Raw genomic sequence first — 26,284 nt, 5'->3', positions numbered from 1 at the left:
AGAGTTAAAATGATCATTTTGGGAATTTCTGTTGTAATTATTATTATTGGTACAATTGTTGGACTTCGAACTTATCAACTTAGCAAACCTTCTTCTGGAGAAATAATCTCAAATTTAAGAAGCGGTAAAGCCATAGTTGTACTTGACATTCAAAATGACACCTTAAGTGTCCCTCAATATAAAAATTCTTCAGATCTAATAAATAATATTAATCAGGTGATTGAAAAAGCTAATGAAATGAATATTCCTGTGGTTTATTCGAAACAAGAGTTTAGCAAACCACTTGATAAATTTCTATCAGGAGGAGTATATAAGCAAGGTTCGGATGGTTCAAAACTTAGTAGCCAGTTATCCGTTACATCAAAGAATATTTTTTCAAAGGAGAAAAGTGATCTATTTTCTAGTAATGCTTTCGAGGATTTTTTAGCAACTAACAATATCAAGGAATTATATTTAGTTGGCGCAGATGCATCTTCGTGCGTCTTAAAAACGACTGAAGCGGGGTTAATGCGTAAATATGAAATTACTATACTGAAAGATTGTTTATTCTCAATCGATGAAAAACACTTGAACAAAGCTTTAAGCACCTATAAAAAATTGGGAGCAAACATCAACGATCAAATTGACTTTAGTAAAGGAAGCTAGTTATTTTTACGGAACTTTACATAAGTGAAGATTATTTCAAGTGATTGTCGCAGCAGGGATTTCAAGCACCTAAAATGTGAAATGGGATTGGTCTACCTACGAACACCTTGTCATTAAGGGATTTGTGGGTAGCAATCTTTGTGATTTACTAGAAACATTGTTTGTTGGATTTGTTTTTTTAGATAGGAGTCTCTGGAATGTCATATAACCATTTATCAGCTGAAGAGCGTGGACAAATAGAAGCGTATCTGAGGGAAGGGGTTTCCCAAACTGAAATAGCTCGCCGATTGGATCGACATAGGTCTACGATCTCCGGAGAGATTAAACGTGGTACCGAACAAAGAAAAAAGAATAGCCTTGCCAGTTTGCCTTATCAAGCGACTAGCGCCGGAAATCTAGCTAGCCTTCGCAAGAAAAATTGTGGAACGACCACCAAAGCAACCGTACACAACACAAAGACGATTATGAAATATCTGGATATGAAATATTCACCGGAGCAGATAGCAAATGCGGTCCGTAGTGTAAAAGTCTGTACTTCAACGATATACACCTGGATATACAAGAAAATCGTTCCTTTTGATATTAAGAGATTACGTGGGCGTGGAAAACGCTATAAAATAAAGAATACTGGAAGTAAATTAAGACGTCCAGATCGAGCGTTTTTCGAAGGACGTACATTGGACAATAGACCAGAAGAGGTTCAGCTACGAACAGAATTCGGTCATTGGGAGGCTGATACCGTTGTGTCTAAGCAAGGTGTAGCAGCGTGTCTAGCGACATTTATTGAGCGTAAGACAAGACATTATGTAGCTATTAAAATACCGAATAAGACAGGGAGATCAATGATGGCGGCAATTAAGCGTCTAGTTGAAATGTATCCTAATGGTGTGAAATCGATCACATGCGACCGTGGCAGCGAATTTGTCAATCAGTTTGAAATTGGACTCATTGAAGACACTTTTGGCTGCAAAATCTATTATGCCAATCCGTGTGCACCGCATGAACGTGGATCTAACGAGAATCATAATGGATTACTCAGAGAATATTTTCCAAAGCCATCTAATTTCAAAAATATTTCTCAAAATAAAATCAATCAAGCTGTTCAAAATATGAATTTACGACCACGAAAACTTTTTAAGTGGAAATCACCGCAGCACAAATTTAATTTGGAGTATTCGAAAGTTTTCTAGAAACCAATGAAGCGATTTTACATTGTTATAAAAAAGAGTAAAACGAACAATACTATATATATGGAAATTGAAACATGATATAATAGAGCAAATCACGAACGATCGTTATATTAAAAAAATCATATGTTGCACTTAATCCTAACATTCGCCTTCTGTAATGAACGTTGCATAACGTTCATTACGTTATCCTATCCTGACTCTCTTTTATCAAGTGACTTTACAAATATTTTCTAAGAATGTGTCGTCGATCTTAATTATCGGCAATAGTCATTCGAACTTGATTTTTCTTGCTACCCAATAAATCGTATTCACCCATGAAGAGTTGGATATTATTTTACCAAAAGCAGTATTCTTCTCTCACTGATTGTTTATGAAAATATTTCGAATTCATTCTTTTCACTTTTATATGTGAAACTTTTTCAAGAAAATCATTTGGATTTCAAGAAGAAAAAACATTGGATCGAATACGGAATTTTATAGGACAAACCTAGAATTGAATGAAACACTTAAAAGACATTGACAAATGATACAAACAAGTTTACATTATAGATACATGATGTATGTATTCGAGAAGGTTGAGTGATCATGGCAAGAAATAAGTATCCTGAAGAGACGGTTCAAAAAATATTAGATGTCTCGTTGAAGCTTTTCATGGAAAAAGGTTTTGAGGAAACAACGGTGCTGGATATCGTGAATGATTTAGGCGGATTGACGCGTGGGGCTTTCTATCACCACTTCAAATCGAAAGAAGAAGTGTTGGATGCACTTGGCGATCGAATTTTTTATGATAACAATCCCTTCGAAAAAGTAAAAAAAGAAAAAGGCTTGAATGGTTTAGAAAAAATTAGGCAGGTTGTCAGGTTTCAACATCAAAGTCAAGATCTGCAAGAGATTAACTTGATGTCTTTATCATTAGTAGAGAATCCGAAAATTTTCACTGAGTTTTTTGAAAGCAATCAAAAAGTAGTTGCTCCGTTGTTTGAAGAATTGATCCGTGAAGGTATCGATGACGGATCGATCAAAGGTGTGAAGTATCCGAAAGCTTTTGCCAGCTTTTTCGTCTTGATTACTGATATTTGGCTAGTCCCTTCGCTCACCTCTGAGTCCCATGAAGAGCTGCTTGAAAAGCTATATTTTGCAAAAGATACTTTTGAAAAATTGGGTGTCCCTATCATTGATGACGAAATGCTTGAAGGAACTAAAAAATTGATCAATCGTATCTAAAAAATAGAATTGCCTAGCAATTTTATTTTTTATTTAAATACATACATACAAAATGTATGATAAAAGGAGGATATAAAATGAACACTTCTACTGTTGCACTATCTGTTCAAGAACTCAAAAAAAGCTATCAGGGTGTGTGTGTCTTGAACAATGTCAGTTTTGCAATAAAAAAAGGCTCAATTTTTTCTTTGCTGGGATCAAACGGCGCTGGCAAAACAACCACCATCAAAATTCTGACTACCCTTAGCCAGCCGGACAGCGGAAAAATCTCGATCTATGGCTATGACCCTGTATCTGAACCAAGCAAAGTTCACCAAGTTATTAGTTTAACTGGACAATTTGCATCGGTGGACGGATCCTTGAGTGGATTTGAAAACCTAGTTATGATCGGCCAATTGAACAGGGTAAAAAATCCTAAGGAAAAAGCTAGAAAATTGTTAGAGTATTTTGACTTGACAAAGGCCGGGGATCGACTGGTCTCTACCTATTCTGGTGGCATGCGCAGAAAGATCGACATAGCTATGAGTCTAGTCAATGACCCGGACGTTCTATTCTTGGATGAGCCAACAACGGGGCTTGATCCCCAAAGTAGGAGAAGCATGTGGCAAATTATCAAGAAACTCAAAAAAGCGGGAACAACGATCTTTTTAACCACTCAATATTTGGATGAAGCTGAGAAATTAGCCGATCATATCGCGATCCTGGACAAAGGGGGGATCATTGTGGATGGCACTCTTGCTGATCTGAAACAGGCCGTTCCACAAGGATTAATTGAATTTTCATTTGCAGATATAGAAAATTATCAAAAGGCTCAGCTCTTGCTTTCTTCCTACAAATTTACCCTTGATGACGAACAACGTTTATTGATCGTTTATACTGACAGTACGGTCGAAACCTTTATAAAAATTCTGGAATTGCTGAGGTCGAATGATGTTCAAATCGAGCATTTTCAGCAAAAGGATCCTTCTTTGGAGGATGTTTTTCTAACACTAATCGGAGAAAAGGAGCGCGTCACAAATGAATAAAAGTCTTCCATTATTTAGCGATACCATCATCATGTCAAAAAGATGTCTCACCTTATCCATGCGAAATATTGACACTGTTTTGACGAGTCTGGTTTCGCCACTTTTGCTGCTATTGCTTTTTGTTTCCTTATTCGGTGGCGTGATTGATGTAGGCGGGATCTCCTATATCAACTACATTTTTCCAGGTGTCATCCTTCAATGCGTCGGACAATGTGCTGCTACGACTGCAATTAGAGTAAGCAATGACATCAAACAAGGAATTATTGATCGCTTCCTTACGATGCCTATCAAAAAATCCTCGATTCTGACAGGTCATGTATTAGAAGCTATGATCCGAAATTTGTTGACGATCATCACTTTAATCGTTGTTGGTTTGGTTGTCGGTTTTCGCCCAGAAGCACAAATTCATGAATGGCTTCTAGCAATCGGCATAATTTTATTATTCGTTGCCGCTCTTTCTTGGAGCGCTGTGCTCTTTGGCATTTTAGCCAATAGTCCAGAAGGAGCTAGTGGCTTTTCGATTGTTGCTATCGTGCTTCCCTACCTAAGCTCAGGTTTTGTCCCAGTTGATACGATGCCCAAGTGGCTGCAGTTTTTTGCGGAAAATCAACCGATGACTCCGCTTATCGAAACCGTTCGAGCCTTACTTTTAGGAAAGAAACTTGAAATGAATGATCTTTTATTATCGCTTACATGGTTTCTCTCATTAATAATGCTTTTCTATGTTCTCTCTAGAAGTGCATTTAAAAGAAAAATGCTGAAATAAGATGAATTATTACTACCCATGAAAACTCAATAATACTAATTCTATCTCTTTGACTTCTATAAAGCAGTATTAGATCGTTATTGTTACGCTGTTGTACTGCTTTTCCTCTTTTATGAAGGAAACTTTCGAATCTAAAACAAGCTAATTTGGGCATTGTTATTACGGAAACTATCTTATTGTTCTTTTTCTGTCTTTCTTTATCTACTTCCAATTGGTACTTTCTTGTAGGTGCGACAGGCTCGTTTGCAATGCTTTTTAACTACATTTCGTGACGGGTTACTGCAAAACGAAAAACTTCGTAAATTATTTTTCTTTTAAGTCTCAGTTTTGAGACTTTTTTACGTGATCTCCCCTCAAAAAAAGAAATCGGTCTCTAAAAAAGTAGAATTGAGTTTCACTTTTTTGTTTTCAAAATCATTGTGTTACCTTTGCAAAATGAACTTCGAAAGAAAAAAGAGAAATAGCAAATGAAGTGGATAGATGATGTAAAAACTCCATTTTGCTATAAGACCTCTTTTAGTGCGTTTGCAGATAATCCCTTTTCTCCAAATTTTTTAATTTTCCTTCTCCAGTCCTTAGTGCATGAAAGCACTAAACTAATTTAAGATCATTATAGAAATTCCAAAGTTATACAAGGTATGTAAAAGAATCGCTCCCCATAATGAACCCGATTCTTTATAAACCACTGAACATAAAAAATGCAATACTGCTAATAAATAGATGTGGAACGGGGTAAGGCTACTAAGTGAAAATCCAGATACTGCCCAATGAAACGGGTAATGACTAAAAATGAACAAAATAGCTGTACCAACTGAGGCTAACAATGACTTGGAAAAAAACGTCCTGAGTCTTGTTTCTATATAGCCTCGAAAAATAATTTCCTCTGATATTGCTCCAAGAATAAATGTGAAAAGTGAAAAGTTCGATACTCCCACCTGTACGCCCTTTAAGGATTCCCCAAATACGATAAAATATGAAAGTATATATATAAATAGAATTAGAATTCCACTCAGTACTCCATAAATGATAGTCTTTACCATATTATCCTTTATTAAACCAATTGATTGAAATATTTCTTTAAAATAACAGAGTACAACTGTAACTATTGCTATATCCAAAAGGGGCCAGAAAGTATTTATACTAGATAAGATATTTATGTTCAAATCCTTGGTTAATATATAGCCTTGAGTATATGTAGATATACAAATAAGAACAAATAGTACTACCGTACTAAGTGATTTTGAAGAATCTCTATAGATCATTAATTACCTCTTTCTTTTATTTAGAACTCGTCCAGACCGCACCTTATAATTCTTATAAAAAAAAGTTGCCTATCCATTTTTAACTGCCCCTCTAAGAGGACAGTTAAAAAAAGCTGCTATAATTTTCTTTATTCAAACTTTTTAGTTCATTATTTCCTCGTTAGCCAACTCTCTTCTCCAATCGTTATCAGCGAATAGTATTTAACGAATACAAAGACAAAAGAAGTTAACAACATTTCTAATGGTGTTAAAAAGAGCCATGTAACAAACTTCTCCATGGATCTCAAATGTGGCGCACCTAACAAATACATGGCTGACTCTACATAACGAACTACCATGCGTACGAGTAAATAAAAGAGAAGAAAAGAATAGTGTTGTACTACGATCGATACAACCACTGCTACTAGAAAAATCGGCGCAGCCAGCCATTGAACCATCCCGATAAAAGGAAAGATCAGGTCTACAAGAGAAAGATGAGACACTTGATAGGGAAAGTATTTCCATCCCCCTTTGCCCCACCGTAAACGCTGTTTCAATAACCCTGAGAATTTCTCAGGCATATTAGAATAAACGATGGCTTCTTGAATGCCCACTGCTTTTCCTCGTATTGCACTGTAAAGACACAACTGTCGGTCATCACTATACGTGCCTGAAGTAAGATAGTGGGGCAAATGATCAAAGAGTATCTCCTTTTTGTACAAGGACAAGGCACCGGAGGTCGTTTCCAATGATCCGGTCAACGACCTTGAAGGCCGTGTGACTAAGCAAGATATCCCTATATTCAAATCGGAAAGACGTGTAATTATATTCTTTCGGAAATTTCTGGTCAAAACAAACCCTGTACACCCCATGACTTCTTCGTCCTTTTCAAAGGCTAACATGAGCTTTTCCAAGGCATGTTCCTCTAGTACCGAATCTGAATCGACTGTTAATATGAAATCAACATCTTTAGGGTCCATAGTAGTTAACGCACGGGCTTGAGCGTGACGCTTTCCTTTGTTTTCTTGTCGGTGCCAAACGACCTTTGAATGATCGAATGGAACCACCGGAGGTGTTGACCCATCATCAACGACGTGGATCTCCGCCACTTCAACGCTCTGATTGAGGATCGATCGAATCGTTTGATTCAACAGTTCAGGTTCTTCATTAAATGCTGGAATAAGACCATAGACGCGGGCTTCTTTGTATTTTTCTAGCTGAATATCTTTGGGGAGCCAACGAAAGGTATAGCTATAGTAATAAACCAGTAATGCGATACCACTGACACTCCAAGCGATCCCCAAGTAAAATGAATTCGCTCTTTGTATAATAAAGAAATAGAAGACACCTAAAAGAAAAACTGTTGAGAACAAACAGAGAATACTATTTAAGATTTTACGATTTTTCATCTCTTCTCCCTTCCTCTTGTACTTCGTCATAACGTTTTTTTCGTGTTAAAAATCGATAAATAAAACAAAAAGCAGCACATAAAAGAGCAAGTAATATGGTTGCTTTCGAGGTAAGCAAAAAGATCGTCATACGTCCACCCTCTCCTTATCTTCATTTTTTTCTGATGATAACAGTCCTTTTGTATCAGGAAAAAATTTATTTTCTTCTTTTATTTTGCCATAGTCTATGTCCGAATGATCTATCAACAAAACCACAAGGTCATATCCTTCGATAGCCTGTTGTCCTTTTGGTGAGAGAACACCCTTTTCTTGTTCATTTATAGTTATTTTAGATACATACAGATCATACAGTTCGGCTTTTATATGGTATCTTTCTAATTGTTCCTTGACTTCATATGCTACAGACCTCCGTGTGTCTCCTATGCTTTTTTATAGTCCACCTCAAGCAACGACTAAGCGGTACAGAACACCGACTTAACAATCGGAGTGCCTCTTGAACCAGTCGGTCCATTGTTCGCGCCTCCATTTGGCTAGCTGCATCAATAAGCGGAACCTCGACATTCATCTGATTCGCACACCATTTTAAATAGTAAGGATCGATCCCTAACGGATAACATATCGAATGAAGATCATTTGCTAAATTAATATTGATAAATCTAAAGCTATTTTCATATACCTTTGCTAACTCTGCTATTTCTATCGAACGGACAGGAACTGCCTGCTCTCCTATCACAGATTGAACAAGTGTCGTACATTTTTGAGCGGCTCCTCCAACCAGTTTGACCGTATTTCTCACTTCGAATGTGGAATTCCCTGGGGCTTCTCTCTCTGGCGAAAACGCAATGAACAGGTCTTTTCCAATCGTACCCTCTTCTTGCTCTAACGGTTGAATTAGGTAGTCTCCCGTTGTTCCTGGATAGCTTGTACTCTCTAGAATAAGCACTTGACTTGGGTGGATGAATGATCGACTGTACAGCCTGTTGGATATGGGAAAGATTTGGTTGCTTGTCTGGTGTATTCGGCGTTGGAACATCGATGATCACTACATCTTGTTCACCAACAGATTCAAATGTCTCAGTAACTTTATTTTCTTCGAAAAATGCTTGAGCTTGCTCATTTGAGATATCTTCGATATAGCTCTTCCCACTTCTCAAAAGGGAAACACGTATCAAATCCGCAGACAGAATACCCTCGAGAAGCATAATAAATTGCATTTGGTAATCCCACATGTTCAAATCCTATCACTTCAATATGCGCTTCTTTTCATTCGATTTTATCTTTCAAATGATAATACATTCGGTTCATAAATCACGACCTTCCTGTCATTAACTCTATATTAAAAACCTCCGATTAATAATTCTTTTTTTCACTCCTTACAATGTAAATTTAGCATAATCGGCATCATAAAAATAAAAAAAATTACAAAGTTTAAAAAAATGTTTTTTACCCATTAGATAATACCTTCTTTATTCTCTCTTGTCCAACTCTTCCATTACCTCAATTAATGCACACCACTGGACTATTTCCTGAACGCAACTAAATATGTTTTCTGTATAAATGAACTCTAATCATTTGTATCACCAGCGTTATCTTAAAAGTGGTACCACTGCTCCACCAAATAAACGAAAAAATAAGAAAAACGACGTTTAAGACCAGCAGTGACACAAACACACTAAAATTTCCTGCCGACATGTAGCCACTTTGACTCACTCAAATTCATCCAATAAACCTAGAAGTTTCTCTGACAAGCGATAGCCTTGTGCCCAAGCTGTTTGGATAGCATTTGAAATGTTAAATGCTTGAGAGAATTTTATTTCAATCCGTTTGACCATACTAGATATTTGAGATAAATGAGAGAGCGTGCTCGGTTCTCCCCAGAGAAGTTAACACATTTCCTCTTGATACAAAAGACCTGTTAGCGTTGTATAGAGTTAAAAAGAACTCTTTACTCTTCCCTGTTAGCGTCATTTTGAACAAATCGAGATTTTTTTCTGTGTAATTAGAATTGAATTTTCTTCTCTCTTTTTGTATGGATGTCTGAAATTCTGTCATCTTTTCTCTTAAATGATTACTGGTAACCTCAGAAGAAATGTATTCATTGATTCCTATCTCTTTCCATTCCTCCAACAAACCATTTGAAGAGATAATCGTATCTTTTCGAACAATAGTGCATAACCCCTTCGGAGAATGTTTAAAATATCAAGAATTTCTAAATTTGGAATTGTTTCACTTAATATGATTATTGGAAATTGTATCAAGAATTGCTTAGTAAAAGAACGGCTCTTCAATTTTTCAATCACATTAGTGGAACAGTAAACTTCATAATTTAAATGTTGTAATTTACTTTTAATCGATTGCTCTGACATCATATTCTTAGTTAGAAGTAACACTTGACACATACTATCTCTCCCCCAATAGCTACGGCACTCTATATTAGATATAAAGTGCCGTGACCTTCCTATTTACTTAAGGGCGACTCATTAAAAAAAAGTCTGCCAAAACATTACGGCAGACTTCACTACTTTATAAGCTAATCAGTTCTTCAATTCTTAGCTCTGATAGATCACAGATCACTCGATCGGCTAGTTGTAGCAATCTACACTTTCAAAATGAACACTTACACTAATTTTTGATACTCGACTACACCGTATTCAATTTGCTTATTCTCTGGTGTTTTAGTAATTACAATGCTATTGCAGTCGTAGTAATCTGTTTTTATTCAGTTCTTTATCGATTTAACTTGCGAGTCTCAACGATGAATTGATTCTTAGTGTGAAAAATATCATCAATGAATTATTGTAGGATAATAACTTCCTGGGTATCCTTATCGAAGAAATGAGCCTTTCCAAGATTGAAAGCCAGTTTCACTCGTGCTCCTGGCTTATGAAAATCTCGAGCATCAACCTTAGAGACAAATTCTGTTTCCCCCACTTTAGTATACAATAGGGTCTCCGCCCCTAATAATTCTGATACCATAACTTCTGCTTCCACTACTGCACCGTCAGAAGAATCAATAGTAATTTGCTCACTATGGATATCCTCTGGGCGAATGCCAAATATAATTGTCTTATCTTCATACCCTTTACGAACCAAAGCACTAGTTTCGCCCTCAGGAATTTTCAAGCTCAAACCATGTCCATCTCGGATATAGCCATCCTTCAATGTGACTTCAAAGAAATTCATCGCTGGTGAACCAATAAATCCTGCAACAAAGATATTTTTTGGGGTATCATATACCTCTTGCGGAGTTCCCACTTGCTGAATGATCCCATCTTTCATAATCACGATTCTGTCAGCCATGGTCATTGCTTCCGTCTGATCATGGGTCACGTAAATCGTAGTTGTTCCCAATCGCTGATGTAATTTAGCAATTTCCGCCCGCATAGATACCCTTAATTTGGCATCCAAATTTGATAACGGTTCATCCATTAAAAAGACTTGCGCATCTCTTACGATCGCGCGTCCTAATGCCACACGTTGGCGCTGCCCCCCAGAGAGAGCCGCAGGTTTACGCTTTAGATATTCGGTTAGACCTAAAATAGAGGCAGCGTTTTCTACTTTTTCCTTAATATCAGCAGAATCATATTTTCTTAATTTCAAACCAAATGCCATATTGTCAAAAACCGTCATGTGAGGATACAAGGCATAATTCTGAAAGACCATTGCGATATCACGATCTTTCGGAGCAACATCATTCATGACACGATCGCCAATTTTTAGCTCACCTTCTGTAATGTCCTCCAATCCCGCTACCATTCGTAAAGTGGTTGATTTTCCACAACCCGACGGACCCACAAAAACAATAAATTCTTTATCATCAATTTCTAAATTGAAGTCAGTAACTGAATATTTTTCAGCATTTTCATATTTTTTATGAATATGTTTTAGTGAAAGCTGCGTCATTTGAAATCCCATCCTTCTTATTTTTTAAAGTACCGATAAATCTAATGCTTCCAAGTTTTCGAATAGCACATCCGCATTGGGCAGATTTTTTTTAGTTCCCACACCAATGGCCAACATACCCGCTTGTTTAGCTGCTTCGATCCCGGCTTTTGCGTCTTCGAAAACCATGCATCGACTTGCTGGAACACCTAATTTTTGTGCTCCTAACAGAAATACTTCCGGGTCTGGCTTCGCTTTTGAAACATCATTTCCATCTACAATGGCATCGAAATAAGTCTGCAACTTTGTGTTTCTTAAAATAAGTCCTGAATTTTTACTTGCAGAACCAAGAGCAATCTTTATTTGCTGAAGCCTCAACTGATCTAGCAGCTGAACCACACCTGGTAAAATCTCGCTTTCATCCATTTGACTAATATAGTGAACATAGTCTTCATTCTTTTTTTCCATAAAGCATTTGCGCTCGTCTTCTGAATAACTTTTCTTTCCTAAGGACAACAAGATGTCCAAGGATTTCACTCTAGAAACACCCTTCAGTTGTTCATTGTCCTCTTCTGTAAAAGGGATATTTAATTGATCGGCTAATTTTTTCCATGCTAAAAAATGGTACTTTGCAGTATCGACTAAGACACCGTCAAGGTCAAAAATAGCTCCTAGATATTTAGGCAAAATGTTTACTCCTTACATTCTTAATTAATCGGGCAATATTCAGACTTGTTCGCTCCAAATTTATTTCAGCTTTTTCCACTGCCTCATTTAAATCTTCTGGCTGTCCAATGATGGGAAAACAAGCAGTGATTCCATAGGATGAGAAATCAATTATCTCTTGATCAACACTGCCACAAATCGCAAGAACAATTGCTGTAGCGGGGGCTCGCTGAGCAATACCCACAGGTGCCTTTCCAGCCATACTTTGCTGATCCATTTTTCCTTCTCCAACAATGATGAAATCCGCATCCCGTGACCGCTGATCAAATTCCAGCACATCTAAAACAAAATCGATCCCATGAACGATCTTTCCTCCAGCAAAACCAATAATTCCCGCAGCTAATCCGCCGCCAGCTCCACTCCCAGGAACATCAACCAATTCCTGATCAATCAGACTATAAACACTTCTCAATGATTGGTCTGTTACAGCTATTTCCTCAGGCTTTAGACCCTTCTGAGGACCAAAGATAGAACTTGCGCCAGTTTCTCCACATAAAATATTTTTTACATCTGTCACTGCATAAATTTCGGCGGTCAATTCTTTCACATGTGTCTCATCGATTCTGGCTATTTGGGATAAACTTCGACCATTCGGTTGTAACAGATTTCCTTTTTTATCATAGAATCGATATCCTAGTCCCGCTGCTAGTCCGATTCCTCCATCAACAGTGGCGCTTCCACCGACCCCAATATAGATCTTCTTGATTCCATTTTCCTGTAAGTAAAGAATTAATTCTCCAAGCCCCACAGTCAAAAGCTCCAATGGTCGTCGCTGTTCCTCGGAAAACATCGGCAAACCCACTAAATCAGCCATTTCAAAAAATGCTTGATCTTGAAAATGCATATAGCGCATTGAGAAGGGCTGACCATCCCAGCCGCTGACAGTTTGCCATTCTTCTTTCAATGAGATATTCTGCGATAGTGCATCAAGAGTGCCCTCGCCGCCATCTCCGACTGGCAATAGATCAATCACCGCTGATGGAAAAACTTCTCGAAAGCCCTTTTCCAAGATTTTTGCCGCTTTTTTTGCAGAAAGACTGCCTTTAAACGAATCTGGCATCATTAAAATCTTCATCGTATCACTTTCGGCTCCATTCTAATTTTTCTGCCAATAGATAATTTTGACCTTCAATCATGATTGGCAACTTCTTGCTAGATTCTTTTGATAGTAAGATAGAATCTTGTGTCAGGTGGAAAGTGATATTCTCATTTTTCCAATAAAAATTGAACGTCATTTGCTTCCAAGCTTTTGGCAATTGTGGATTAATTTCCAGCACCTCACCTTTGGTAATTCCTGCAAAACCAAAAATTGACGCTAGCCAAACTGCTCCTAATGCCGCACCGTGGATTCCTTCATCACTAGTGTGGGCTAAGTCATTCAAATCGATCTTACAAGCTGCTTGGAACATCTCGTAAGCCCATTCGGCCTCATGAATCCGAGCAGCAACAATCGCATGAATCGCCTTGCTTAACGACGAATCATGAATTGTTCGTTCTTCATAGTAATAGAGATTTTGTTTGATTGTTTCAAAATCAAATAAATGTGGCTTTAGATAAAGCAGCATAACCAAGTCTGCTTGTTTCAAAATCTGTCGATCAATGACCTCTTGACGTGAATAATCGGTTAGAATTAATTGATTTCCAGCCTGTGCCTTATATTTGGTCAAGTCAATCACAGGTTTGCTTAAAAAAGTATCGTCTTGCGGAATCAAACCGTCTTCATTGATAGTTGGCAAATACACTTTGTCAAGAAATTGTTCAAACTGTTCTTGCATCTTCTGATCGCCTACTTGCTGCTCCAAAGCAGCTCGCACGTTATATGCGGCTAAGTAATTCGTATAGGCATTGTTATCCACATGTTCCGTGTATTCATCTGGTCCGATCACATCATGAATTTCAATTCTGCCATCTACTTCAACACCACGACTTATCCAGAAAAGAGCTGTCTCTTTCAATAGTTTTTTTCCATACTGATCCATAAACAACTGATCACCTGTCGCCTGATAAAGATCCATCACGGCATATGCAATGTCCGCGACGATATGGTGCTCTGCTATTGCTGAAGAGATGACTTGACGTTTCCCCGTTCGAATATTTATCGCCGCATACTTAGGAGTCTCCTCATAACCCGTCAAAGCACTTTCCCAAGGGAACAGGGCCCCTTGATAGTGGTTCTGACGCGCTTTTTCTTTTGCTCCGTCCAACCGGAAAAATCGATATTTCAATAAACTTTCTGCGATAGACGGCTTATTATGTAAGAAAAATGGGAGAATGAAAATTTCTGTATCCCAGAAAACATGCCCTTTATAGCCTTCTCCAGTCAATCCTTTCGCCGCGACGCTGAATTGAGGATCGTCAGGTGTCATAATCTGTAGATGATAACAAGCAAAATCCAAGGCTAATTGGTCAAATGTGTTTTGACTGTCAATCACTACACGATGTTTCAGCCAAAAATCTGCCCAAGATTCTTTTGCTTGCTCTGCAATTTCTTTGTAAGTCATTTCTTGCTCTGCCGCTTTTTTTACAGACTCTTGAGGATGATCATCTTCTAAACTAGAATAGACATACACGACTTTTTCAAAAATGAAAGAATCATTTTTCTGACAGCTCTCTTTAATACTTGTTTGAATTTTTCTGTTTTTGGCTGAAATAACTCCTGTTTTATTTAGACGCATCGCCAGTCCTACCGTTAAATGACTCTCGATCGTTTCATATTCTGCGATTAGTAAACGTTCATCATAGACACGTAGATCACGCTCAATTAAATGTTGATTGCCGCCATTTGAAACTTGACCGTCAATTCCTGTTTTAACTGATAGTTCACAGGCTGCATCTAATGGTTCAACGATTAGCTGAAAGACGATCTGCTCTTTTGTTTTTTGACTGACAACTCGCTTATTGATAATATTGACCCGCTCGCCACGTTCTGTTTGCCACTTCAATGAGCGGATCAATTCACCCGTTGATAAGTCTAAGAAGCGTTGGTAATCTGTCACTCGCGGACTATTTAGCGAGAAAAGCTCGCCGTTTATCCTCAGCTCCAGTTCCGTGATATCTGGCAAATTGACTAGTTCAGCCGCCTCTGTACCGATTGTTTGATCAAAAATTCCACGAACAAAAAAACCACGATCTTGATTTCGATACTTTTCCTCATGAACTGCTCGAACACCTAAGTAACCATTTCCTATGGTCATCAGAGTAGCTTCTTTGTTTAACGTTTCCTCATCAAATTGATTAAATTCTATTTTCATAGTTCTATTTTTCCACCTATTTCAGCCGATTGATATAATGCTTCGATCACTCTTTGAATAATATACCCCTGTTCGCCATCTGCAACGATCGCATGCGAATCGCCTGCGGCTCTACGACAAAAATTATCTATGCTAGTGAAATGGTTATTACTATCCACACTGTCAATTTGTTTGATAACCTCAAGCTCTCCCGCTTGATCTGTATAAATTTTCCCAGGATAGAGATTTGCACCAGCTTGATCCCCGCATAACTGAACATCTAAAACCTTGTTCGGTTGGATATTCAATGCGAAGGAAGTATTTATTCGGAGAATACTGCCAGTTTCAAATTCTAAAGTACCAAATAAAGAATCCTCTACTGTATATTTTTTAGGGTCCCAAAAGCCAAAGGTTCCTTGATTTTTCTGAGTACCAATTTTCTGATATTGGTATGCTGAAACTGCCTTGATTTTTGGAAAGTCCAACAGATACAGCGCTGTATCCAACATATGGATGCCATAATCGATCAATGGACCGCCGCCTTGAAGAGCTTTATCAATAAAGTTCCCCCAGCCAGGGACACCGGAACGTCTCAAAGCATTGGCTTCGCTATAATAAATATCTCCCAAAAGAGCAATATTTTTCTTTAACATTTGAGCCTCTGGTGAATAACGATGTTGAAAATCATAGGCTAAAACAACCCCATTTTCTTCTGCCCGCTTCCACATATTCTTCGCTTCAGCACTTGTCATCGCAGGTGGTTTTTCGCAAAAAACAGAACATCCTGCCTCAAGCGCACTCATCACACTGTCATAATGAAATCGATTTGGGGTACAAATACTTACAATATCTGGCTGCTCTACAGTCAGCATTTCTGCGATTGAAGTATAGGCTTTTTGAAATTGATTTTTTTGACAAAATAGCTCTCCTCTAGCTAAATCAGGATCGACCACCGCCGTTAAAAGAAATTCTTCTGGTTTTGTTTGATAATATGCTGCATGGACTTTTTCCGCCACTTGACCAGCACCGACAATCGCTACTTTTTTCATCATTCGTTCCTTTCAAGAAAAGCATAGTTGGAAAATCAACTACGCTTTTCTCATGCATTCCTTCAAGAAATTGATAGAGTCTTGATAAATTTTTGGAAGATCATCTCCGCGCAGCCGACATTCATACACCAAACAGCCCGCATAATTCAATTCTTTGATGGTTCTAAAGTGCTCAACGAAATCGATCGCACCTGATCCAGGCTGATACCGATGGTTGTCAGCCAAATGAATATGCCCAACATGATCCTTTTGTTCAACCAAAGCTTTTGAGATACTATCTTCTTCGATATTCATATGATAAAAATCCGCTGTGATCTCAACATTCTTCAATTGATTTTCATCGATATATTTCCGTGCATCAGATAATAGATTGATCATGTGATCTTGGTACCGATTCAATGGTTCCAAATAAATTTTAGTCCCAGTTTCAGCCGCAACTTTATCCAATTGGATCAAAGAATCACTGACTGCTTTGAAGTCACCTGCTTGACTTCTCGGAGAAACCATCGGAGGTAAGCGATAGGTAAACATTCCCCAAGCGGCAGGAACAACGATTCCTTTCCCACCTACTTCAGCTAATGCTCGTAAAATTTCAGAAATCTGTTCAATTCCACGTAAACGACGCTCTTCGATAAAATCACCGATCCAGCCGTCATAGCCATTACAAGCCGTTTCTACTAAAATTCCAGTCTCTTTAATCGCTTCTTTTACTTCTTCTGTATGTTCAAGCAATAGTTTTCCATCTATTTCATAAGTTTCAAATCCTAACCCTTTGATAAAACGAAATTTTTCTTTAATATCCGTTGGAAAAAATGCTTGATCTTGTGTTCCGAATTTCATGACGAAATCTCCTTATTTATATTAGTTTGATACTCGTGTCCTATAGCTCTACACCCATTTTTACACTTAGTGATGGCTCTTGATCAATATAACGCATATAAGCTTCAGCACTTTCAGTAATCGGTACGATTGGAGCAACTATTTCCGAGCAATCCAAGTAACCGCTCATCAATAGATCCCAACAAGTATCCTCGATTCGTTTACGATCCCAACGTGGATATTCCGGATTTGGCTCACTGGAAGCACGAGCAAAAATGATCTTCGCATTATTAAAGTGTGCTTCACGACCAAAGTTCAATCCCTCAGGAAATGGTTTAGCAAAAGCCACATATGAGATAATTCCTCCATAAGCGATCCCTCGCAAGGAAGCTTGCAAAGCACTCGCCGCCCCACTGGTCTCAATGACTGAATCTACACCCATTTTGTTGGTAAATTCCTTCATTTTTAAACCGACATCTTCATTCATTGGATTCAAAGTATGAATCGCACCAAATTTTTCGGCTAACGCTCGGCGTTCTTCAATTGGGTCGATCGCGATGACTTTCGCACCAGCATTTACCGCAATCTGAACAGCGATTAAACCAATCGCACCAAGTCCAAAAATCGCGACAAAATCACCAGCACGCACATTGGCTACTCTGGTACCACCCATTGCGAATTGCGCTGGATCATAACAGACCGCATTTTTCCAATTATCCAGACTGTCCATTTTACGCAGTTTATAATTATCAACACCTTTGGCAATCACGGTTTCTCGAATGGGTCCATAAGTACAAACGATCTCTCCGATTTGATAGTCAGTAACAGCGTTGCCGATTTCTATTATTTCGCCGACGACCATATTTCCCAATGGCAGATCACCGAACTCAATCCCACGAGGACTGCCCGCTTCACGAGGCATAAACATATTCCATTCAGAAGAAAATTCATCATCAATAAAAGGACTGATTCCTCTAAAATCAACGACTTCAGTACCAGGTTTTGGTGAAGCAAACTTCACTTTTATCAGCACTTCATCTTCTGAAATAGCTCTTTCTTCATATTCTTTCAAGCCCGCTACTCGCGGTTCAAGTGCAACTAATTTTTTCATGTTTTTCATCCTCTTTTTAAAGTATTATCCTTTGACTCCGCCTTCGATGGCTCCACTTTTAATGAAGCGTTCTGAAAGTGAATACATGATTACTACTGGCAATGCTGTAATCAAAGATGCGGCCATCATTCTGCCCCACACATAATCTGGTGTGCTAAATAAGGTGTTCAATCCGATCGGCAATGTAAATTTATCCGTTGACGATAAGAAAATTGAGGCAAATAGAAAATCATTCCACGATACCATGAAGCAATAGACAAAGACTGAGATGATTCCTGAAAAGGCTAGTGGAATCATAATTTGGATAATAATCTGAAAACGACTCAAGCCATCAATCATCGCAGCCTCTTCAATATCTTTAGGAATTGTTTCAAAATAACTGCGCAACATGAAAATCGCTGTCGGCAATGTTTGAACAACCATCGTAATAACCAGAGAAGTTCTCGTGTCATACAAACCTAATGAAGAGATGATTTTGAACAACGGAACAACAATCAATATTCCTGAGAACATATATACTGTATAGAAACTCGCATTAATCTTATTACGTCCTTTAAAGTTTAGTCGTGCTAAAGCATAAGCACCGCCGATTCCAATAATCACGGCAATCACTGAGGCAAATAGTGAAATGACGAAGCTGTTCTTGAAATAATCGACAAAGGGAAAAATGTCCGGATTAAAAATGTCGACAAAATGTTCTGTCGTAAATTGTCGCGGCAAAATCGTCGGTGACGTTGAGATTGCTTCACTGCTGCCTTTAAATGCCGTCATCAACATGATCCAAAAAGGAAATAGGTTGATTGCTAAGAAACAAATGACCATGGCATAAAAGAAGATTTTTCTTGCCTTTTTATTTTTAGCCATTGTTTAGATCCACCCGCTTTCTTGAGAATAAAATTACGACAGCGATGATGACAAATAAAATCACCGAAATAGCCGAAGCCTTGCCTAAATCATTGAATGCAAAGGCTGTTTTATAAAGATAAACACCCAATATGTCCACTTTATTCGTCAGCAAATACACATCGGTAAACATATAAAACATCCAGATTGAACGTAGTACGATAACTGTTGCTAAAACTGGTTTGATGGCAGGTAAGGTAACGATCTTGAATTTTTGCCAAAAGTTTGCTCCATCAATATCCGCCGCCTCATATAAGCTTTTATCAACTGTTTGTAGAATAGCCAATAAAGAAATAAAGGCATACGGGTAATAGCGCCAAATCGCAAAAATCACGACTAAAGCAAAGCTGGATCCCGGATTATCAAACCACAAAGGTGCCTCGCTAAAAAGATGCAGCTTATCAACTAAAAAGTTATTGATGATACCATAGCCATTATTGAACATATACTTCCAAGCAAAAATCAATGAAATCGAAGGAGTAACATAGCTAAGAATGATCAAAGAACGAACCAGTCCACGATATTTAAACTCACGATTAAACGCAATGGCTACTCCTAACCCTAAAGCGGTACTTCCTAAAACAACTAAGACAGTATAAGCGATCGTCAACCCCAATGACTTATAAAAAGCCGGGTCCTTTAAAATATCCAAGTAATTATTCAGACCAACAAAAGTAGATTTTAGATTTGCGTTTAACGGCAAATCTAAAAAACTAATTTGAATGTTGGACAACATTGGAAAGAAGACTAAAACAGCTAATAAAATCATGCTTGGTGCTAATAGTGCGATCGCAAATTTTGTATCAGTTTTATTTGCTACATTTTTCATAGTCCACTCCTACTCTTCAATAGATTCTTGAGCAGTTTTTAACGCTTTTCCCGGGTCTTCTTTTCCGACAGTTGCACCGTTGACTGCTTTCGAAATGGCACCAGAGCTAGTGATGTCACCCATTTTTGTGAAGTTCTTATCGCCAACTAGACCGAAAACTTGCACTTTATCAAATGAATCGGCGATTTCTTTAGGCAATTCACCAAAAGCACTGATTACTTCATTTGATTGGTAAGTAGAGCTATCAACGACCTTCTTATTAACAGGCTGCGCACCGCCAGGAGACATCAAGACCCATTTTTCCATGTTCTTCGCTTCAGATAAGTATTCCACAAATTTTTCAGAGGCTGCTTTTTGTTTCTCATCCAAACCAGCTGAAATTGTCAAGCCTGAAACCGTACCATAAACGGCTTCTTGTTTATTCGTTGGGATCGCAAAACCGATGTCCTCCGCTTTTCCTTCTTCAAAAACAGAAGGCAGAATGTACGTTGAATAGATCGCCATAGGAACTGAACCATTCATAAATGCATCCTTGATTTCTGTCACATCGTTTGAACCAGGCATCGTGAATTGAGATAACTCTTTATAATATTCCAATGCTTTTGTCATTTCTGGCGTATTGATCGTAACTTTTCCTTTATCATCTAAAACGTTCGCGTCATTTGAAAGAGCGAATTGTGAGAATGCTTGCTCCGTCATGGTGCTATCGGCTGTCGGCATCGCAATACCGTACTTTTTATTGCCAGCATCATTGAAATGCTTTGCGATTTCTAAGACTGATTCCCAGGTCTTTGGCTCTGAGAATCCCGCATCACTCAACGTCTTTTTGTTATACCAGATTCCTTGAACCCAACCGCTGATCGGCGCTGCAATATAGTCTGAACCATCTTCCGTTCGAACCAATTTTTTGGCACCATCATAATAGTTTTCTTCTCCAACTTTCTTCATGACACTGCCGACTGCCTTGTGATCGATCAATTCATCCTTATCCATTACTTTCGCAAAATCTTGACTCACTTCGATGACACCAGGAAGTTTGTTTGAACGAGCCAAAGTGACCACTTTTGTATTGTAGGCATCTTCTTCAACAGGAATCTGTTTTACTTCAATATCAGGATTTTCTTTTTCAAAATCAGCAACCAGTTTATCGATTACTTTTAACCGATCCTGTTCCACAGACGAATGCATGAATTCAATCGTTGTTTTCCCATCATCCTTTGCACTTCCTCCACCACACGCCCCTAAAGTCAGGGCCAGCATTGCCAACGCTGTTCCAAAAATCATTTTCTTTGCTTTCATTCCACTATCTCCTTTTTCATGTTTTATGTTTTCTTACAAAAAAAGTAAGTTTGATCTTCAAGCTATACATCATCTAATTAAACCGGACTGACGACTACTTTTTTCTCAACCATACAAATTGATAGGGTTCCAAAATAACATCTTGTTGGAGGTTCCATTCATTTTTCATTAATAGGTTGAGATACGTTCCTGAATCAAGTGAAATAGCCTGCGCTTCGTCACTCATATTGTGCAGCACGAACACCTCATCATTACGAACAAGTCCAAATACCTTCTCAGTGGTGTCAAGTATCCGCATTGAGGTGTTAGGATGGAACGCCTTTTCGTGTCGTCGAAGCTGGATCAATTCTTGCAGCTGTCGATAGACTTTATTTCTTAATGAGCCTACCTCTAAAAGATTGTCACAAAGTGCTGCTGCTTCGTATTTTTCACGGTTGATCGTTCGATTTGCCCCAGTTTTTTCAACTCCTTCATAGTAATTACGACCCCCTAAAATACTTTGAACATAAACTGCTGGTATCCCAACAATCGTTAACAAGATTGAATGTGCTAGCATAAAGCGTTTCACACGCAGCTCATCCTCATCCGCTCGATTACTCAAAGCATCGATATAGGTTGTATTAATTTCATAAGGACTAAGTGAGCCATCTGGATTTTGTTTATAATTTACTAAAGCGCCTTCTTTTTCTAAGTCTGCTACTAGAGCAAGAATCTCATCTTCATCAATGATCCCTCGAATTGGATTCATCCCGATCCCATCATGTGAGGCTAAGAAATTAAAGAAGCTTGTTTTCTCTGTTGGGGGCTGGACATCCTTCGCCCATTTTTGTAAATAACTAGTATTACTGGTTCGAATAGCATGCAGCACGAGCGGTGGTAATGGAAACTGATAGACCATCTGCGCTTCATTTGTTCCGTCTCCTAAGTAACTAATATTATCCTTATGCGGAACATTCGTTTCAGTAATCAATACCGTCCCAGGTGCTACTTCATCGACGATACTGCGGAATAATTGAATGACCTGATGTGTTTCCTCTAAATGGATACTGCTGGTTCCGATTTTCTTCCATAAAAAACCAACTGCATCCAAACGTATAAAGTCTGCCCCTTGATCCACATAAAATAGTAAGACATCAATCATTCTCAAAAGAACTTTCGGATTGGAAAAATTCAAGTCAATCTGATCGTCACTGAAGGTTGTCCAGATATTACGCACTTCTCCATCGGCATCAGTAAACTTTGACAATAAGGGAGAAGTTCTTGGCCTTGTAACCATGCTCAGATCAGTAGATGGATCCATATCTATAAAAAAGTCTCGATAGATAGGCTGATTTTCTAAATACCCTATGAACCAATCACTTTTGGCAGACATATGATTACAGACAAAATCAAACATCAGACGGGCATCACGATTCATCACTTGAATATCCGCCCAATCACCTAGCTCAGGATTCACCTGTTCATAATTAATTACTGAAAAACCATCGTCTGAACTATAAGGAAAAAACGGCAAAAAATGAACAATAGGAAAAGTATCCGAGAAAAATTTTTGGTACATTGTTTTGAAAGTCGTTAACGTCGCCTCTTCCTCTTGATAAAACTGATCGCCATAAGTAATCAAAAAGACGTCATCTTGGTCCCATTGCTGCTTTCTAGCTCGCTTGTTTTTATCTTTATAGCTATCAATTCTTTCAGTAATCGCCTCGCTCAAAAACGCGGCATCTGCCTGATTTTGATAGATCGCGTGAATTAGTTGTTCGATCAATGCTAAATCTCCTTTCTGTGGGAGCGCTCCCAGACCACACCAAAATGATAGTATAGTAAGCGGTTTCTGTCAATTACTTTTTTTATGAAAAACACTGATTTTATGGACAAACATCTCATAATCCAGTAATATCTAGTTGTAATGGTACCGCTACCAGCGTTAGGAGGATATTTTTGAAACCAACAATTTATGATATCGCGAACAAATCGGGGGTCTCTAAATCAACCGTTTCTCGCGTTTTAAACAATCAAGAGAATATTTCACCTGAATCTAAGAAAAAGGTTCTAGCAGCTATTAAAGAATTAAATTATATGCCTAGCAAACTCGCCAGAGGACTCACCGGTAATGGGTTCGACGCAATTTTAGCTCTTTCACATCGATCAGTCAGTTCAACTAGCGGAAACCCTTTCTTTTCTGATGTTATTCAATCAATCTCAGCTGTATCAGAGAAAAATGATTTTGATTTGATTTTGCAAACATCGAAGAACAATCAAGAAGAAGCTCAAAAGATCCGAAACAAGCTTAACGAAAAGCTGATCCGCGGTATTATTATCCTCAGTGCTTCTCAAGATGAGCAATATTTGGAGGAATTAAACACTCTGAAAATTCCAATCGTCATCATTGGAAAATTGGAAAAAGAATACGAATACATTTATTCAGTTGATACAGACAACTATAGTGATAGTTATCAGATGATCCAATCTTTAATTGATCTCGGCCACAAAGAAATTGCTTGCCTACATGCACCTTTAGATATTCACGTATCCACTGATCGCGTTAACGGCTATCGCAAAGCCCTGTTCGACAATTATTTAGATATAAAAAACGAATGGATCGTTGACGGTGGCTATGTTCTTGAAGAATCTATCCAAGCTGCCAAAAAACTATTTATCGGCAAACATCTGCCAACCGCGATATTTGCGACGGATGCGTTAAAAGCCTTGAGTCTATTCCAAGTCATTGAAAAGGAAGGATATAAAATTCCTGATAACTTCTCTCTGATTGCATTTAATGATGAATCTTATTCTGCCTTTTTCACACCTCGTCTTTCAGGAATCAATGTTCCTACAAATATTTTAGGTACGAAGGCAACAGAGCTACTCTTCAAGCTAATTAACGGAGAGAAAGATTTACCAAAAAAAGTAATCGTTAAAACCGAGTTGATTCTGACAGATTCTGTTTTAAGGACATAGATACAAATCAAACAAATTTCTATAGTAGATCTTTGTTTGATTTGTTTTTTTACTAGCTCATATATTTTATGAAGTTATTAGATGATTCTCTTATCTGAAAAAACATCTTTAAAACAAATGAACTTTTTCAAAAAAATGTTAGTATATTCTGAGTAGAATTAATTTGCCTTGGTCTTTCTATTTATTTCTTTCTTTCCACTTTTTTAGATTCTTTACTACGAGTTATCTGGTATAATTAAATTTATTGAAAAAATGAGGTATGAGTATGAAAGCTGGAGAATTTTTAAAAAAAATTACTAATAATCCTTTTACCGAATTCACAAGTATCTACGCGAATCTTGATGGTAAGCTTGTACCGATAACTGCAATAAAACCTGATCGTGAAAACAACTTAATATTCTTCAGTCAAAACAAAAAACAGGAATTATCTATGAGAAAGATTTATTCCATTTTATTACTGCATGAGAACAGAACAATTTATTTTTGGAACGGTGGTAATAAGATAAAAATTTATGGATACAGAATTACTGGAAACAAAATTATTTTTTAACTATCTCAATGATTTTGTTAAATGGTAAAAAGCTCTATACAACTCTCTCTTTATTCAAAAGAGTTGTATAGAGCTTTTCACTTTTTACTTATCAAATTTTCCAGATCGATAAACCAACTTAAATACTCCCTCTTTTAAATGATCCGTATAGTCAGAATCATAATCGTATATTATCAATTCTTTTTCAGAAGTAAAACAATATTTCCAATTCTGATCATCCTTTTTATTCTCATAAGGAATCCATGCATTAATCAAATAGACATCTTGAGCCTTATCATAGGAAATTTTAAAACTGAAATCATCTTCAGTATATTTATGGTTCTTTTTTATATCATCAAATCCTGTATTAGCAACCTCTGTTTGATAGTCTACAATTTTGTCAATAACCTCTTGTGTTCCTTTATCTGGTTTTGAGCCACAAGCACCTAAACCTATAAAACCTAGCGCTAATATCACTGCTAACACACATTTTTTCAACTTTTCCACCTTCATTTTCCAATATGAGTTTCGTTGTGGATAACTGTGGGTACTTTCGTTAACCGATATTTCTTAATAAATTGACGGTTCTTCTTCTGATTCATATTTACAAAGACAGAATCATTCACTATCTTTTGGTGCAGCCATAATCGTGGATAAACGCTCTGGCATACGGAACAATCCTCTCGATAAAAGACAACGATTTTTCCTTTTAATTCTTCATTTGAAACTGCCCTGCGATCATTCTCGTCCTTCTTCATTAGGCCTGTGGATAGAAAAACTACAGAAAGAATAATAGTGCTTATAACAATGATGAACTTCTTATTCAAGCAATTCACCCTTGAGTGGATTTCCTAAGCTTTGAATGGACTGGAGCTTATTACTTTCCACATTAAAAGACACCTCAAAAAGTTCCGTTGCTTTTCTAAAATCATTGTCGTTGATCTTACTTTGATAGGTAACAACGACAACACCATCCAGCGAATCATTTTGAATCGTGCGATTATAGATATGAAGCGACAGTACCTTTGATGTTGTTTGATTGGCATCACCATAGTAACCCTTCTTTCCAAAATAACGTTCATTCAACTGATCAGATAAATACGAACCAATGAATCGTTGTCGTTCTTTATAATTTGATGGATTAAAGGTAAACAGTCCGTTAAATACCTTTTCAGTAGCTATTTGGTAAGTTTGATACACATCATTCGTTGGATCATTACGTTGGGTCGCTTCTTTTTTTACAAGTTTCCTTCGAATTTTATTAAAGTCCACCTGTTGCTGAACTATTTGTTTTTTCAACTGTCTATTTGCCTTTTTAGTTACTTGTACAACGGTTCTCTGGTTTTCTAGTTGGTTTGCTTGCTTATGGTAAGCAAAACCTAAAGCAAGCAAAAGAACACACAACATCCCACATAGCAGCACCATTTTTATCTTCATTGTACCTTTCCT

25 protein-coding genes are annotated in these 26,284 nt (G+C 37.7%); 7 read left to right on the top strand and 18 right to left on the bottom strand.

What is annotated here, in order from left to right:
• Positions 1-9: 9 nt before the first annotated feature.
• The 5 genes from IGI67_RS13140 to IGI67_RS13120 all read left to right on the top strand — a co-directional run bounded on the left by IGI67_RS13140 (position 10) and on the right by IGI67_RS13120 (position 4,850).
• A complete protein-coding gene (locus tag IGI67_RS13140; protein WP_429958003.1) occupies positions 10-645 on the top strand; it encodes an isochorismatase family cysteine hydrolase in 636 nt (211 codons plus the stop codon).
• A gap of 197 nt (positions 646-842) precedes the next feature.
• A complete protein-coding gene (locus IGI67_RS13135) occupies positions 843-1,835 on the top strand; it encodes an IS30 family transposase (RefSeq protein WP_429958002.1) in 993 nt (330 codons plus the stop codon).
• A gap of 585 nt (positions 1,836-2,420) precedes the next feature.
• Entirely contained in the window at positions 2,421-3,059 is a 639-nt protein-coding gene (locus tag IGI67_RS13130) for a TetR/AcrR family transcriptional regulator (protein WP_429958001.1), read from the top strand.
• 77 nt (positions 3,060-3,136) lie between these two features.
• Positions 3,137-4,084 (top strand): ATP-binding cassette domain-containing protein, encoded by a 948-nt coding sequence (locus tag IGI67_RS13125; RefSeq protein ID WP_429958000.1) that lies wholly within the window; start codon positions 3,137-3,139, stop codon positions 4,082-4,084.
• Complete coding sequence (locus IGI67_RS13120) at positions 4,077-4,850, top strand: ABC transporter permease (RefSeq protein ID WP_429957999.1); 774 nt, start codon at positions 4,077-4,079, stop codon at positions 4,848-4,850. Before IGI67_RS13125 ends, IGI67_RS13120 begins: the two co-directional genes overlap by 8 nt.
• Positions 4,851-5,446: 596 nt before the next feature.
• Here the strand turns inward: IGI67_RS13120 and IGI67_RS13115 are convergent.
• From IGI67_RS13115 to IGI67_RS13045, 15 genes are all read right to left on the bottom strand, one after another.
• On the bottom strand, positions 5,447-5,890 hold the full coding sequence (locus IGI67_RS13115) for a CPBP family intramembrane glutamic endopeptidase (protein WP_429958644.1): 444 nt from the start codon (positions 5,888-5,890) through the stop codon (positions 5,447-5,449).
• A gap of 371 nt (positions 5,891-6,261) precedes the next feature.
• A complete protein-coding gene (locus tag IGI67_RS13110; RefSeq protein ID WP_429957998.1) occupies positions 6,262-7,500 on the bottom strand; it encodes a glycosyltransferase family 2 protein in 1,239 nt (412 codons plus the stop codon).
• A 126-nt stretch (positions 7,501-7,626) separates the two neighbouring features.
• Positions 7,627-7,863: a hypothetical protein gene (locus IGI67_RS13105; RefSeq protein ID WP_429958643.1), complete on the bottom strand. Its 237-nt coding sequence runs from the start codon at positions 7,861-7,863 to the stop codon at positions 7,627-7,629.
• Positions 7,864-7,891: 28 nt separating this feature from the next.
• Entirely contained in the window at positions 7,892-8,533 is a 642-nt protein-coding gene (locus IGI67_RS13100) for a hypothetical protein (RefSeq protein ID WP_429957997.1), read from the bottom strand.
• Positions 8,534-10,293: 1,760 nt separating this feature from the next.
• Positions 10,294-11,403: an ABC transporter ATP-binding protein gene (locus IGI67_RS13095; RefSeq protein ID WP_429957996.1), complete on the bottom strand. Its 1,110-nt coding sequence runs from the start codon at positions 11,401-11,403 to the stop codon at positions 10,294-10,296.
• Positions 11,404-11,427: 24 nt separating this feature from the next.
• Positions 11,428-12,069 (bottom strand): beta-phosphoglucomutase, encoded by a 642-nt coding sequence (pgmB, locus tag IGI67_RS13090; RefSeq protein ID WP_429957995.1) that lies wholly within the window; start codon positions 12,067-12,069, stop codon positions 11,428-11,430.
• Positions 12,062-13,183 carry a glycerate kinase gene (locus IGI67_RS13085; RefSeq protein WP_429957994.1) on the bottom strand — a complete coding sequence of 374 codons (1,122 nt, stop codon included), beginning with the start codon at positions 13,181-13,183 and terminating at the stop codon, positions 12,062-12,064. Before IGI67_RS13085 ends, pgmB begins: the two co-directional genes overlap by 8 nt.
• Positions 13,184-13,187: 4 nt before the next feature.
• Entirely contained in the window at positions 13,188-15,359 is a 2,172-nt protein-coding gene (locus IGI67_RS13080) for a glycoside hydrolase family 65 protein (RefSeq protein WP_429957993.1), read from the bottom strand.
• On the bottom strand, positions 15,356-16,387 hold the full coding sequence (locus tag IGI67_RS13075) for a Gfo/Idh/MocA family protein (RefSeq protein ID WP_429958642.1): 1,032 nt from the start codon (positions 16,385-16,387) through the stop codon (positions 15,356-15,358). The genes IGI67_RS13080 and IGI67_RS13075 overlap by 4 nt, the downstream gene beginning before the upstream one ends.
• 39 nt (positions 16,388-16,426) lie before the next feature.
• Positions 16,427-17,227, bottom strand: a complete 801-nt coding sequence (locus IGI67_RS13070; protein ID WP_429957992.1) for a sugar phosphate isomerase/epimerase family protein — start codon at positions 17,225-17,227, stop codon at positions 16,427-16,429.
• A 40-nt stretch (positions 17,228-17,267) separates the two neighbouring features.
• A complete protein-coding gene (locus tag IGI67_RS13065; protein WP_429957991.1) occupies positions 17,268-18,317 on the bottom strand; it encodes a zinc-dependent alcohol dehydrogenase in 1,050 nt (349 codons plus the stop codon).
• Between the two features lie 24 nt (positions 18,318-18,341).
• Positions 18,342-19,181, bottom strand: coding sequence for a carbohydrate ABC transporter permease (locus IGI67_RS13060; RefSeq protein WP_429957990.1), 840 nt, complete (start codon positions 19,179-19,181; stop codon positions 18,342-18,344).
• Complete coding sequence (locus tag IGI67_RS13055; RefSeq protein WP_429957989.1) at positions 19,174-20,049, bottom strand: carbohydrate ABC transporter permease; 876 nt, start codon at positions 20,047-20,049, stop codon at positions 19,174-19,176. The genes IGI67_RS13060 and IGI67_RS13055 overlap by 8 nt, the downstream gene beginning before the upstream one ends.
• Positions 20,050-20,058: 9 nt before the next feature.
• Positions 20,059-21,348: an ABC transporter substrate-binding protein gene (locus IGI67_RS13050; RefSeq protein ID WP_429957988.1), complete on the bottom strand. Its 1,290-nt coding sequence runs from the start codon at positions 21,346-21,348 to the stop codon at positions 20,059-20,061.
• A 94-nt stretch (positions 21,349-21,442) separates the two neighbouring features.
• Positions 21,443-23,113 (bottom strand): sugar phosphorylase, encoded by a 1,671-nt coding sequence (locus IGI67_RS13045; protein WP_429957987.1) that lies wholly within the window; start codon positions 23,111-23,113, stop codon positions 21,443-21,445.
• 173 nt (positions 23,114-23,286) lie between these two features.
• Between IGI67_RS13045 and IGI67_RS13040 the strand changes: the two genes are divergently transcribed.
• Together IGI67_RS13040 and IGI67_RS13035 are read left to right on the top strand one after the other, a co-directional pair.
• The gene (locus IGI67_RS13040) at positions 23,287-24,306 is read left to right on the top strand and encodes a LacI family DNA-binding transcriptional regulator (RefSeq protein WP_429957986.1); all 1,020 of its coding nucleotides are present in this window, start codon (positions 23,287-23,289) and stop codon (positions 24,304-24,306) included.
• 265 nt (positions 24,307-24,571) lie between these two features.
• On the top strand, positions 24,572-24,856 hold the full coding sequence (locus tag IGI67_RS13035) for a hypothetical protein (protein ID WP_429957985.1): 285 nt from the start codon (positions 24,572-24,574) through the stop codon (positions 24,854-24,856).
• 84 nt (positions 24,857-24,940) lie between these two features.
• Here the strand turns inward: IGI67_RS13035 and IGI67_RS13030 are convergent, their stop codons facing one another.
• The 3 genes from IGI67_RS13030 to IGI67_RS13020 are packed head-to-tail and all read right to left on the bottom strand — an operon-like array spanning position 24,941 to position 26,272.
• A complete protein-coding gene (locus tag IGI67_RS13030) occupies positions 24,941-25,342 on the bottom strand; it encodes a hypothetical protein (RefSeq protein WP_429957984.1) in 402 nt (133 codons plus the stop codon).
• Positions 25,343-25,344: 2 nt separating this feature from the next.
• Positions 25,345-25,662 (bottom strand): thioredoxin domain-containing protein, encoded by a 318-nt coding sequence (locus tag IGI67_RS13025; protein ID WP_429957983.1) that lies wholly within the window; start codon positions 25,660-25,662, stop codon positions 25,345-25,347.
• A complete protein-coding gene (locus IGI67_RS13020; RefSeq protein WP_429957982.1) occupies positions 25,655-26,272 on the bottom strand; it encodes a hypothetical protein in 618 nt (205 codons plus the stop codon). The genes IGI67_RS13025 and IGI67_RS13020 overlap by 8 nt, the downstream gene beginning before the upstream one ends.
• Between the last annotated feature and the right edge of the window lie 12 nt (positions 26,273-26,284).

It is taken from the genome of Enterococcus sp. AZ196, from assembly GCF_050498845.1.
GTDB lineage: Bacteria > Bacillota > Bacilli > Lactobacillales > Enterococcaceae > Enterococcus_A > Enterococcus_A murrayae.
Note: the sequence above shows the minus strand (reverse complement) of the source record. Positions and strands in the feature narration are given on the sequence as shown.

What these genes read in the sequence shown, in the direction of transcription:
- IGI67_RS13085 (WP_429957994.1), bottom strand. Translation starts at nt 13,183, where the DNA reads ATGAAGATTTTAATGATGCCAGATTCGTTTAAAGGCAGTCTTTCTGCA.
- IGI67_RS13115 (WP_429958644.1), bottom strand. Translation starts at nt 5,890, where the DNA reads ATGGTAAAGACTATCATTTATGGAGTACTGAGTGGAATTCTAATTCTA.
- IGI67_RS13070 (WP_429957992.1), bottom strand. Translation starts at nt 17,227, where the DNA reads ATGAAATTCGGAACACAAGATCAAGCATTTTTTCCAACGGATATTAAA.
- IGI67_RS13120 (WP_429957999.1), top strand. Translation starts at nt 4,077, where the DNA reads ATGAATAAAAGTCTTCCATTATTTAGCGATACCATCATCATGTCAAAA.
- IGI67_RS13140 (WP_429958003.1), top strand. Translation starts at nt 10, where the DNA reads ATGATCATTTTGGGAATTTCTGTTGTAATTATTATTATTGGTACAATT.
- IGI67_RS13055 (WP_429957989.1), bottom strand. Translation starts at nt 20,049, where the DNA reads ATGAAAAATGTAGCAAATAAAACTGATACAAAATTTGCGATCGCACTA.
- IGI67_RS13020 (WP_429957982.1), bottom strand. Translation starts at nt 26,272, where the DNA reads ATGAAGATAAAAATGGTGCTGCTATGTGGGATGTTGTGTGTTCTTTTG.
- IGI67_RS13125 (WP_429958000.1), top strand. Translation starts at nt 3,137, where the DNA reads ATGAACACTTCTACTGTTGCACTATCTGTTCAAGAACTCAAAAAAAGC.
- IGI67_RS13035 (WP_429957985.1), top strand. Translation starts at nt 24,572, where the DNA reads ATGAAAGCTGGAGAATTTTTAAAAAAAATTACTAATAATCCTTTTACC.
- IGI67_RS13110 (WP_429957998.1), bottom strand. Translation starts at nt 7,500, where the DNA reads ATGAAAAATCGTAAAATCTTAAATAGTATTCTCTGTTTGTTCTCAACA.
- IGI67_RS13060 (WP_429957990.1), bottom strand. Translation starts at nt 19,181, where the DNA reads ATGGCTAAAAATAAAAAGGCAAGAAAAATCTTCTTTTATGCCATGGTC.
- IGI67_RS13130 (WP_429958001.1), top strand. Translation starts at nt 2,421, where the DNA reads ATGGCAAGAAATAAGTATCCTGAAGAGACGGTTCAAAAAATATTAGAT.
- IGI67_RS13135 (WP_429958002.1), top strand. Translation starts at nt 843, where the DNA reads ATGTCATATAACCATTTATCAGCTGAAGAGCGTGGACAAATAGAAGCG.
- IGI67_RS13050 (WP_429957988.1), bottom strand. Translation starts at nt 21,348, where the DNA reads ATGAAAGCAAAGAAAATGATTTTTGGAACAGCGTTGGCAATGCTGGCC.
- IGI67_RS13065 (WP_429957991.1), bottom strand. Translation starts at nt 18,317, where the DNA reads ATGAAAAAATTAGTTGCACTTGAACCGCGAGTAGCGGGCTTGAAAGAA.
- IGI67_RS13095 (WP_429957996.1), bottom strand. Translation starts at nt 11,403, where the DNA reads ATGACGCAGCTTTCACTAAAACATATTCATAAAAAATATGAAAATGCT.
- IGI67_RS13080 (WP_429957993.1), bottom strand. Translation starts at nt 15,359, where the DNA reads ATGAAAATAGAATTTAATCAATTTGATGAGGAAACGTTAAACAAAGAA.
- IGI67_RS13100 (WP_429957997.1), bottom strand. Translation starts at nt 8,533, where the DNA reads ATGTTCCAACGCCGAATACACCAGACAAGCAACCAAATCTTTCCCATA.
- IGI67_RS13075 (WP_429958642.1), bottom strand. Translation starts at nt 16,387, where the DNA reads ATGAAAAAAGTAGCGATTGTCGGTGCTGGTCAAGTGGCGGAAAAAGTC.